The sequence below is a fragment of the Pseudomonas sp. SDO55104_S430 genome, assembly GCF_054070595.1.
Map to the genome: position 1 here is coordinate 1 of NZ_JBSVXG010000232.1, position 8,685 is coordinate 8,685.

The 8,685-nt window shown below is 63.1% G+C and carries 7 protein-coding genes; 2 read left to right on the plus strand and 5 right to left on the minus strand.

Annotated features, from left to right (window positions below; genetic code table 11):
- Positions 1-405 precede the first annotated feature (405 nt).
- The 4 genes from ACW9JE_RS25875 to ACW9JE_RS25890 all read right to left on the minus strand — a co-directional run bounded on the left by ACW9JE_RS25875 (position 406) and on the right by ACW9JE_RS25890 (position 5,277).
- Entirely contained in the window at positions 406-1,461 is a 1,056-nt protein-coding gene (locus ACW9JE_RS25875) for an Ldh family oxidoreductase (protein ID WP_457434349.1), read from the minus strand.
- A gap of 59 nt (positions 1,462-1,520) precedes the next feature.
- The gene (locus ACW9JE_RS25880) at positions 1,521-3,068 is read right to left on the minus strand and encodes a UxaA family hydrolase (protein WP_457434350.1); all 1,548 of its coding nucleotides are present in this window, start codon (positions 3,066-3,068) and stop codon (positions 1,521-1,523) included.
- 160 nt (positions 3,069-3,228) lie between these two features.
- Entirely contained in the window at positions 3,229-4,194 is a 966-nt protein-coding gene (locus ACW9JE_RS25885; protein ID WP_224533111.1) for a LysR family transcriptional regulator, read from the minus strand.
- Positions 4,195-4,338: 144 nt separating this feature from the next.
- A complete protein-coding gene (locus tag ACW9JE_RS25890; RefSeq protein ID WP_224533112.1) occupies positions 4,339-5,277 on the minus strand; it encodes a LysR family transcriptional regulator in 939 nt (312 codons plus the stop codon).
- A gap of 100 nt (positions 5,278-5,377) precedes the next feature.
- Here ACW9JE_RS25890 and ACW9JE_RS25895 point away from each other — a divergent pair, with 100 nt between their 5' ends.
- The gene (locus ACW9JE_RS25895) at positions 5,378-6,691 is read left to right on the plus strand and encodes an L-fuconate dehydratase (protein WP_457434351.1); all 1,314 of its coding nucleotides are present in this window, start codon (positions 5,378-5,380) and stop codon (positions 6,689-6,691) included.
- Positions 6,692-6,820: 129 nt separating this feature from the next.
- Here the strand turns inward: ACW9JE_RS25895 and miaB are convergent, their stop codons facing one another.
- Entirely contained in the window at positions 6,821-8,149 is a 1,329-nt protein-coding gene (gene miaB / locus ACW9JE_RS25900) for a tRNA (N6-isopentenyl adenosine(37)-C2)-methylthiotransferase MiaB (protein WP_224540665.1), read from the minus strand.
- A gap of 134 nt (positions 8,150-8,283) precedes the next feature.
- Between miaB and ACW9JE_RS25905 the strand changes: the two genes are divergently transcribed.
- Positions 8,284-8,613, plus strand: coding sequence for a DUF1820 family protein (locus tag ACW9JE_RS25905; protein WP_047736335.1), 330 nt, complete (start codon positions 8,284-8,286; stop codon positions 8,611-8,613).
- The last annotated feature ends 72 nt before the right edge of the window (positions 8,614-8,685 follow it).

Here is an 8,685-nt window from a genome sequence, read left to right on the forward strand (position 1 = left end):
CACCCCGCGGCGTCCGATCCACCATCGCGAGCGTGCTCGCTCCTACAGATGTTTCTCATGATCTGTAGGAGCGAGTTCACTCGCGATGTTCGCCAACGATGACGCTGGCAGCCTGACACCCCGCGGTGTCCGATCCACCATCGCGAGCAAGCTCGCTCCTACAGATGTTTCTCATGACCTGTAGGAGCGAGTTCACTCGCGATGGTCGCCAACGATGACGCTGGCTACCTGACACCCCGCGGCGTCCGATCCACCATCGCGAGCGTGCTCGCTCCTACAGATGTTTCGCATGACCTGTAGGAGCGAGTTCACTCGCGATGGTCGTCAACGATGACGCTGGCGGCCTGACACCCCGCGGCGTCCGTTCCACCATCGCGAGCAAGCTCGCTCCTACAGGGATCGGGTTCAGGGCAGTTCGGGCAGTTGCAGTTGGCGGGCAGTCTGGTTGAGGTCTTCGCGCAGCTTCGGCGCCAGGCTCAGACCTTCTTCCAGAGCTTGCGCGCGCAGTTTCAGACCAGCCTGACCCGGCAGGCGCACAGGGCGTTGCGGGTCGATCGGGCGGCTGGCCAGGATCAGTTTGCTGAGGAACGAACTCTCGTCGGTGAAGGCCTCAAGCCCGCCGAAGAATCGCGGGTCGATCACCACCGCCGTGGCCGAAGCGCCCCACTGATCCGGGCCGTCCTTGCGCCCGTGCCCGGCCAGTCCCGAGGTCAGCGCCTCCACCAGAATCGCCAGGGCAAATCCCTTGTGCCCGAAGGCCTCGCCGCCCAAAGGCAGGATGCTGCCCGACGGCGTGCTGAAGAAATCGTTCGGGTCGTTGCTCACCCGCCCTTCGTTGCTCATCACCACCGGATGCGGCAACGCGGTACCCGCGTCACGGCACTGACCGACCATGGCCAGGGTCACGGTGGACATGCTCACGTCCAGCAGAATCGGCTCGCCCTGGGTGGGGATGCCGGCAGCAATCGGGTTGGGCGTATAGATCGGGTCGATCCCGCCGTGGGCGCTGACGATGCCTACCGACGGATCGGAGGAATACACCATCGCCACCAGGCCACGATCGGTGAACGGCTTGAGGTACGCCGCCAGGCAGCCGATGTGCGAGGCGCGACGGACCACGGCGATGCCGATGCCCTGCTCGCTCGCGCCTTTCGCCGCGCTGTCCAGGGCCCGGCTGACACAGTACGGCCCGAGCACATAGTGACCGTCGAACAGGCTCGAAATGCCGCTGTCCGAGACCTGTTCGAGCAATTGCGCGCGAGCCTTCACCTGCCCGCTCTGCATGCCGCCGATGTAGCGGCTGACCAGATTCAAACCGTGGGTGCGATGGCCCAGCAGCTCGCCTTCGAGCAGCACGCGGGTCACCACCCGGGCCACCTCGGCATCGGCTCCACTTTTTTCGAACAGTTGCTCGACGAACGCTGTCAGCGTCTGTACGTCGTAGCGATTGGCTTGGGTCATGCTTGTGACTCCGTTATCAATTCTGGATTCAGCGTGTGTTTTGCGAGTGGAAGATTCACTCAGGTGACGGCACCGATCTGCCAGGGCACGAACTCGTTCTGCCCGTAACCGTGCTGCTCGCTCTTGCTCCGCTCGCCCGACGCGATGCGCAGCATCTGTTCGAAGATGTACGCGCCGCGCTCCTCGATGCTGGTGGAACCGTCGGCGATGCCGCCGCAGTTCACGTCCATGTCTTCTTCCTGGTGTTCGAACACCCGGTTGTTGGTCGCCAGCTTGATCGACGGAGCCGGCGCGCAGCCGTAGGCCGAGCCGCGACCGGTGGTGAAGGCGATCAGGTTGGCGCCACCGGCCACCTGGCCTGTGGCCGAGACCGGGTCGTAGCCCGGGGTGTCCATGAACACCAGGCCCTTGGCCTGAACCGCTTGCGCGTATTCGTACACATCCACCAGGTTGCTGGAGCCGGCCTTGGCCACGGCGCCCAGGGATTTCTCGAGGATGGTGGTCAGGCCACCGGCCTTGTTGCCGGCCGAGGGGTTGTTGTTCAGTTCGGCGTTCATGCGTCGGCAGTAGTCTTCCCACCAGTGAATGCGCGCGATGAGTTTTCCCCCGATTTCGCGGCTCACCGCACGGCGCGTCAGCAGGTGCTCGGCGCCGTAGATTTCCGGGGTCTCGGAGAGGATCGCGGTGCCGCCCGCCGCCACCAGGCGATCGACGGCGTTGCCCAATGCCGGGTTGGCAGTGATTCCCGAATAGCCATCCGAGCCGCCGCATTGCAGGCCGACCACCAGATGCCGGGCGCTGACTGGCTCGCGCCGTACTTGGTTAGCCTTGGGCAGCAAGGCCTTGACCTGTTCGATGCCGCTGGCGATGGTTTTTGAGGTGCCGCCCAGGCCCTGGATGGTGAAGGCGCGCAACTGGTCGCCGGGCTGCATGCCCTGGCTTTCCATCAAGCTCTCGATCTGGTTGGTTTCGCAGCCCAGGCCGATGATCAGCACGGCGGCGAAATTGGGGTGCGCGGCGTAGCCGGCCAGGGTGCGGCGCAGCAGGCCCAAGGCTTCGCCACTGGGGTCGACGGCACAACCGGCGCCGTGGGTCAGGGCCACCACGCCATCGATGTTCGGGTAATCGGCCAGCGCTTGCGGGTGAATGTCACGACGAAAATGATCGGCCACGGCCCGGGCCACGGTGGCCGAGCAATTCACCGAGGTCAGGATGCCGACGTAATTGCGGGTGGCGACGCGGCCATCGGCGCGCACGATGCCCTGGAACACCGCTTTGCTGGCCGGCGTGTTATGGGCATCGACGCCGAACGCGTAGTCCCGGGCAAAGTCACCCATCTCCACGTTGTGCACATGCACATGGTCGCCGGCTTCGATGGGCTGCGAGGCGAAACCGATGATTTGCCCGTACCGGCGCAGCGGCTGGCCCTGCTCCACGTGCTGGGTCGCGACCTTGTGACCGGAGGGAATCGGCTGGCGCACGGTGATCGCCTCGGCTTCAAGGCTCAGGCCTTCAGGCAGGGCCTGGCGTGCAATCAGTACGTTGTCCTGGGGATTGAGGCGGATCACGGCGGCGTCGCCGGTCCGGGTTCTGGCAATCAGTTGCATGGGACCTCTCAGGGCAGTACCGCCGCTTTCTTGTTATGGCGCCGCCCGTTCGGTGTCGGGCGAATCTGCGATAACTGTAAGGAGCCGGAACCGACATTCCCAATGAGATGATCCGATCGAACGATAACCAAGAGTTATCAAATCGACATATTGCGAGGTGTTATCCGATCGTTTGCGGATCCTCTTCGCGCCGTTGGCGGGCGGAATCGAGCAGGATTTCGACGAACTCCCGGGCCGATCCGGTCGGGGGGTCTTCCTTGCGGGTGATGACGCCGTATTCCAGCGGCGCCAGGTGCAGCGGGCTCTGTAGTTCCTTCAACTGACCGCTGGCCAGTTGCGCCGCGACCATAGACCGGGGCAACAAGGCAATCATCGGGCCCGACTGCAGCAGTTGCAGGAACATCTGCATCGAGGTGGTATCGACGCTGTCCGCCGGCGAGGCAATGCCGGCGGCGCGGAATGCCGCTTCCGTGCGATTGCGGATCGGCGTCCCCACCGGGTACAGCACCCACGGCCACTGCCCCAGCGCATCGAGCGGCGTACAGTCCTCTCCGTTGAGTGGGTGCCGACTGTTGACCACAAGGCTGAACGGCTCGGGCTCCAGGGGCTGGAAATCGAAGACCTGGCTGTAGCGCTCCTCGGTGAAGCGGCCGATGATCAGGTCGAGTTTGTTCTGCTCGAGCAACTCCAGCAGCTTGTCGCTGGACTGCTCCATCACTTCGATCGACAGCAACGGGCTGCGCGCCTTGATCGCCGCGATGGCCTGGGGCAGCACCACCGAGGTCGCGGCGAAGATCCCGCCGACCTTGAGAAAACCGTGGCCGCCCTTGCGCAGGCGGTTCACCTGATCGACGAAGGTGTGCGAGTCGGCCAGCGCGGCCTGGGCGTACTTCACCACATGCTCGCCCAGCTCCGTCGGCGGCATGCTGCGCGGCAGACGCTGGAACAGGGCAAAGCCGAACTGCTCTTCCAGATCGCGCAACATCTTGCTCAACGCTGGCTGGCTGAGGTTCATATGCGCCGCGGTGGCGTGCATGTTGCGCGTGCGCGCCAGGGTGTCGATCAGCACCAGGTGCTTGAAACGCACCCAGTTGCAAAAACTGGAATGGGTGATGTCCGATGGCATCGGGTCAAACCTCTTGAAAGGTGATACGCAACCCCCTGTAGGAGCGAGCTTGCTCGCGATGGACGTCATCGATAACGCGGGCATCCTGACACCCTGCGGTGTTCCGTCTTCCATCGCGAGCAAGCTCGCTCCTACAGAGGTCGGTCATTGTTCGCGCAAATACTGCAACAGCGTGTCCAGCGCCACGGATCTTGGCCGGGAACGCAAGGTCAGCAAACCGATGTTGACCATGGAGATCGGCAATTCCACCGGCAGGATAGCGACCATCCCGTAGTGCGCATAATGCTCGGCCACGTCATTGGGCACCACGGCGATCATGTCCGACGCCTCGAGCATCGCCGTGGTCGCCAGGATCGAAGCGGTTTCGACGACGTCCAGCGACTGCACCATTCCGCCGGCCTGCAGGGCACTTTCCACCCGGCGGCGCATGGGGCTGCCGATGGGATGGAGGATCCAGGTCGAGCTGACCAGATCCGCCAACTGCAATGACGAACTCGCGGCCAACGGATGGCCGGCCCGGGCAATCACGCGCATCTGCTCGCCGTTGTCGAATAGTTCGATGTCCAGGTCATGGCTGTCGCTCTGGTCCGGCAGGCGTCCCAGCACCACATCGAAATCGCCTCGCAGCAAGGCTGGCAGCAAGGTATCGCTGGTTCCGACCTCAATGGAAATCCGCACCTTGGGGTGATCGCGCTTGTAAGCCAACACCGCCTTGGTCAGCAGCCGCGGCACCGGCCCCATCACACTGCCGACCCGCACCAGCCCCGTGGCCCCACGCGCCAGTTCGGCGATTTGCGCCTGGGCGTGCTCGAACTCATGCAGCGCGCCCTGGGCATAGCGAATCATCACCTCGCCATACAGCGTCGGCTGCATGCCCCGGGGCAGGCGCTCGAACAGGCGCACGCCCAGACGTTCTTCCAGTTGCTGCAGCAGCAGACTGGCGGCAGGTTGCGTGGTGTGCATCGCGGCGGCAGCCCGGCGCAGGTTGCCGTACTCGCCCAAAGCATTGAGCAAGGTGATCTGTCGACTGGAGATCTTCAGGGCGCCGGGCGTGCGCGAGGCAAGTTCTGGATCGGGAGACATATCGAATCCGGTATCACTGCTTAAAGAATCGCGATTATGCACATATCACTCGGGAACCTACAGTCGGAGCTCAATCGATCAACAAGAACAAGAGCCCGCCATGAGTATTCGAATCACCCACCTGAGCGTTCGCGACATTCGCTTCCCCACTTCGCTGTCGCTGGACGGCTCCGATGCGATGAACAGCGCGCCGGACTATTCCGCCTCCTATGTCGTGCTGCACACCGACGCCCCCGCTCTCGAAGGCCACGGCCTGACCTTCACCATCGGCCGTGGCAACGAGATCTGCGTGGCGGCCATCCAGTCCCTGGCGCCGATGGTCGTAGGCCTGACCCTGGAGGAGATCGTCGCCGACATGGGCGCCTTCTGGCACAAGATCACCGTGGGCGACAGCCAACTGCGCTGGCTGGGCCCGGAAAAAGGCGTGATCCACCTTGCCACCGCGGCCATCGTCAACGCCGTGTGGGACCTGTGGGCGAAGCACGAAGGCAAGCCGGTGTGGAAGCTGCTGGCGGACATGACGCCCGAACAGTTGGTGCGCTGCCTGGACTTCAGCTACGTCACCGATGTGCTCACCCCCGAAGAAGCCATCGCCCTGCTGCGTCGCCAGGCACCGGGCAAGGCACGGCGCGAGGGGCAGATGCTGGAGGAAGGTTATCCCGGCTACACCACCGCGCCGGGATGGCTGGGCTACAGCGAAGAGAAAATGCGAAAGCTGGCCCGCGAAGCGGTGGCGGATGGCTGGACCCACATCAAGCAGAAAATCGGCGCGGACCTGGAGGAAGACATTCGTCGCGCCACTATTTTGCGGGAAGAAATCGGCTGGGAACGCAACCTGATGATGGACGCCAACCAGGTCTGGGGCGTCGATGAATCAGTCGCCAACATGCGCCGCCTGGCCGCGTTCGAACCACTGTGGATCGAAGAACCGACCAGCCCCGACGACATCCTCGGCCACGCCAGCATCCGCCAGCGCATTGCACCGATCGGCGTCGCCACCGGCGAGCATTGCCACAACCGGGTGATGTTCAAGCAGATGTTCCAGGCCGGCGCGCTGGACTTCTGCCAGCTGGATGCGGCGCGTCTGGGCGGCCTGAACGAGGTATTGATCGTGCTGCTGATGGCGGCAAAATTCGACGTGCCGGTCTGCCCCCATGGCGGCGGTGTCGGGCTCTGCGAATACGTGCAGAACATCGCCCTGTTCGACTACATCGCCGTCTCCGCCTCGCTGCACAACCGCGTCCTGGAATACGTCGACCACCTGCACGAACACTTCCTCGACCCCGTCGTCATCCGCCGCGGCCGCTACATGCCCCCACAGCGCCCGGGCTACAGCATCGAAATGACCGCCGAAACCCTGGAGCGCTACCAATATCCCGACGGCCCGGTCTGGATCGATATCGCCCGGCGCTGATCCATACCCCTGCACAGCATCCCAACCTGTGGGAGCGGGCTTGCTCGCGAAGGGGGAGTGTCAGTTGGCAGGGTTGCAGCTGACAGACCGCATTCGCGAGCAAGCCCGCTCCCACAGGGGGCGCAGGCGTTACGAAATCAGCGAACCACGCAGCGAATGCGGCTGCGCCGCGTCGATGTGCACGTCGGCGAATTGGCCGATCAGGGTCGGATTGTCGCAGCGGAAGTTGACGATACGGTTATTCTCGGTCCGCCCCTGCAGCTCGCCGGGATCCTTTTTCGAGTAATCGGTGACCAGAATGCGCTGAATCGAACCGACCATTTGTCGGCTGATCTCGAAGCCCTGCTGATTCAAGCGATGTTGCAGGGCGTTCAAACGCTCTTTTTTTAGCTCTTCCGGCGTCTCGTCCGCCAGATCGGCGGCCGGTGTGCCCGGACGCTGGCTGTAGACGAACGAGTAGGAGAAGTCGAAACCGACGTCCTGAATCAGCTTCATGGTTTGTTCGAAGTCTTTTTCGGTCTCGCCGGGGAAACCGACGATGAAGTCCGAACTGATGCAGATCCCCGGTACGGCAGCGCGCAACTTGCGAAGCTTGGACTTGTACTCCAGCGCAGTGTGATTGCGCTTCATCGCCGCCAGGATGCGGTCCGAACCCGACTGCACCGGCAAGTGCAGGTGTTTGACCAGCTCAGGGACTTCGGCGTGGGCCTGGATCAGGCTGTCGGAGAATTCCAGTGGGTGCGAGGTGGTGTAGCGGATGCGGTCGATGCCGTCGACAGCGGCCACCACGCGGATCAGTTCTGCCAGATCGGCCAGGCGACCGTCATGGGTCGCGCCGCGATAACCGTTGACGTTCTGCCCCAGCAACGTCACTTCGCGAACGCCGTTTTCCGCCAAGTGAATGATCTCGGCGATCACGTCATCGAACGGGCGGCTGACTTCTTCGCCGCGGGTGTAGGGCACCACGCAGAAGGTGCAGTACTTGCTGCAGCCTTCCATCACCGACACATAGGCACTCGGGCCGTCGATGCGTGGTTCGGGCAAGTGGTCGAATTTTTCGATTTCCGGGAAGCTCACGTCGACTTGCGGCAGCTTGCTGATGCGCGCCGCGTCGATCATTTCCGGCAGGCGGTGCAGTGTCTGCGGGCCGAACACCACGTCCACGTAGGGTGCGCGATCGCGGATCGCGGCGCCTTCCTGGCTGGCCACGCAACCGCCGACGGCGATCACCATGTCCGGGTTGGCCAGTTTCAGTTCGCGCCAGCGGCCCAACTGTGAGTAGACGCGATCCTGGGCGCGCTCGCGGATCGAGCAGGTGTTGAGCAGAATCACGTCGGCGTCTTCGGCGCGAGCGGTGACTTCCAGGGCCTGGTGTTCGCCCAGCAGATCGACCATGCGCGAGCTGTCGTACTCGTTCATCTGGCAACCGTGGGTTTCGATATAGAGCTTCTTGGCCATGGAAAAGGGTCATCACGTGATTCGAAGAACCGCGCATTATAGGGAACATGCTCCCAGGTTCCTACCGCTGCGCGTCCGGTGGCTGTGCTATAGTTCGCGCCCTCTTTTTATCCCCGATGTGTTGCCCGCCCTCCATGACCAAACGCGAAGCTCCAATCTACAAGGTGATTTTCCTCAACCAGGGCCAGGTGTTCGAAATGTACGCCAAGCAGATCTATCAGAGTGATCTGTGGGGTTTCCTGGAAGTGGAAGAATTCGTCTTTGGCGAGCGCACGCAGGTGGTTGTCGACCCGAGCGAAGAGAAGCTCAAGGCACAGTTCGAAGGTGTGGTGCGCAGTTTCGTGCCGATGCATTCGATCGTGCGGATCGATGAAGTGGAGCGCCTGGGCACCCCGAAAATCAGCGAAGCCCGGGCCGGGGTTGGCAATGTGATGCCGTTTCCGATGCCGATGCCTGAGAAGTAAGACTCAGCACCGAGTCGCCCCTTTCGCGAGCAAGCCCGCTCCCACATTTGATCTGCGTCGTACACAGAACAA

Coding starts and splice junctions, on each gene's coding strand:
- ACW9JE_RS25875 (WP_457434349.1), bottom strand. CDS start 1,461: ATGACCCAAGCCAATCGCTACGACGTACAGACGCTGACAGCGTTCGTC.
- ACW9JE_RS25880 (WP_457434350.1), bottom strand. CDS start 3,068: ATGCAACTGATTGCCAGAACCCGGACCGGCGACGCCGCCGTGATCCGC.
- ACW9JE_RS25885 (WP_224533111.1), bottom strand. CDS start 4,194: ATGCCATCGGACATCACCCATTCCAGTTTTTGCAACTGGGTGCGTTTC.
- ACW9JE_RS25890 (WP_224533112.1), bottom strand. CDS start 5,277: ATGTCTCCCGATCCAGAACTTGCCTCGCGCACGCCCGGCGCCCTGAAG.
- ACW9JE_RS25895 (WP_457434351.1), top strand. CDS start 5,378: ATGAGTATTCGAATCACCCACCTGAGCGTTCGCGACATTCGCTTCCCC.
- miaB (WP_224540665.1), bottom strand. CDS start 8,149: ATGGCCAAGAAGCTCTATATCGAAACCCACGGTTGCCAGATGAACGAG.
- ACW9JE_RS25905 (WP_047736335.1), top strand. CDS start 8,284: ATGACCAAACGCGAAGCTCCAATCTACAAGGTGATTTTCCTCAACCAG.